Annotated in this window: 1 protein-coding gene; it reads left to right on the forward strand. The window is 64.6% G+C overall.

Annotated elements, in window-relative coordinates; translation table 11 throughout:
* On the forward strand, positions 1 to 1,635 hold a 1,635-nt coding region (locus A8G15_RS31175; RefSeq protein WP_169833920.1), incomplete at both ends, for an acylphosphatase.

Raw genomic sequence — 1,635 nt, forward strand, 5'->3', positions numbered from 1 at the left:
CGCGGATTCGGCGAGTTCGCCAAGTCCGGGTCCGACATGGCGGCGTCCATGCTCGAAACATTCTCCGTGATCGTCGCCGGTATGGACGGCCTGCTCGGGCCGCTCGCGGATCTCATCCCCGGTATGCCCGACTTCGGAGATGTCGCGAACGACCTGCAGGACTTCGCAGACAAGGCTCGCGAGGGTGGAGCAGCCATCCAGAACGGCATGAACGCTGGAGCTGACGGTATCGAGCAGCGGCTCATCCCCGCCTTGAATCGGGGCCAGGACCGGTTCAACGACTTCGCTGGCGACCTCAAGCTGTCGGCCGCGTTCAACGATGAGATCCAGAAGGTCAACGACGCGATCTCCGAAGTCGGCATCGGGCTCGATGGGTCGGCCGTCAAGATCGAGAACTTCAACGGCGCTCTCGACAAGTCGATTCCGACGCAGGCTCGCCTCGATCAGCAGTTGGCCGGCCTCAAAGATCAGTTCGAGGCGCAGACCCGTACGGGCCTCGAGGCAGGTGCCACGATCGAGGAGCTGACTGGCCAGTACCAAGCAAACCGTGGCGAGCTGCTCCGTCAGGCCATGCAGATGGGTCTGACGAACGAGCAGGCCCTCACTCTGGTCAACAGCTATGGACTCGTGCCGAATCTGGTTAACACCCAGATCCGTCAGGATGGCATGCCTGAGGCGCACTCCGCTCTCGACGTTCTCCAAGGCAAAATCGAGGAGACGCCGGACGAGAAGGTCATCCTCACCGAGGCGTTGACCAAGGACGCCATCGACGAGCTGAAACTCCTCGGGATCACGGTCAAGGAGCTCCCCGACGGAACTGTCGAGGTAGTTGCGGAGACGGACGACGCCGATCTGGCGATGCGGCAGTGGCTCGCTCAGCAGCGATTCGCCGACGTCCAGGTTCGTGTGCACTACCAGAACCTGCAGGCGCAGAACGACGCGATCGTGTCGTCGGCGTCCGCAGCTGCCCAGCGGCAGGCGGAGACCGGCCAGTATCAGCGGGTCCACTACGCCGATGGTGGTGTGCGTGAGCGCGCCAACGGTGCCATCGATGATCTCGCCCAGCCGATCATCAAGAACGGTGCCGGCAACGGTGTTCTCGCGCGCACCCCACTCGGGCCCGTGCGGTACGCCGAAGGCGAGACCGGGTGGGAGGCATACATCCCGGGTGCACTCTCGAAGCGGCCACGCTCCGAACGCATCCTGCAGGAGGTCGCCAAGCGCTTCGGGTTCGGGCTCATCCGCACTGTGCGCAGCGAGGCAGGGAAGGTCTTCAAGGGCGACCCGAAGTCTCTCGACGCCCAGTCCGATCCGACCGGCTGGCGGGCACTGCTCGGCGGCGACTACTCCGGACGGACGGCATCGCTGCTCGGCATTCAAGAGGATCACCCGCTCGTCGACGTCATCCTCAGCATGCGCAAGGCCATCGCTGACGGCGATTACGACGGCCGCCTCGCGAAGTACGGGATCCAGGAAGACCATCCGCTGTCGGACTTCCTGCTCGGGCTGAACAAGCAGCTGTTCCCGGCGATGGCCGACGGGGGAGTAGTTGAGTCCCTGACGGCGATCGGCGCGAAGCATGCGCCGGCGCTGCAGGTCACCTCGGACTACCGGGCCGGGGCGAACGATCACCAC

It is taken from the genome of Rhodococcus phenolicus (assembly GCF_001646785.1).
Lineage (GTDB): Bacteria > Actinomycetota > Actinomycetes > Mycobacteriales > Mycobacteriaceae > Rhodococcus > Rhodococcus phenolicus.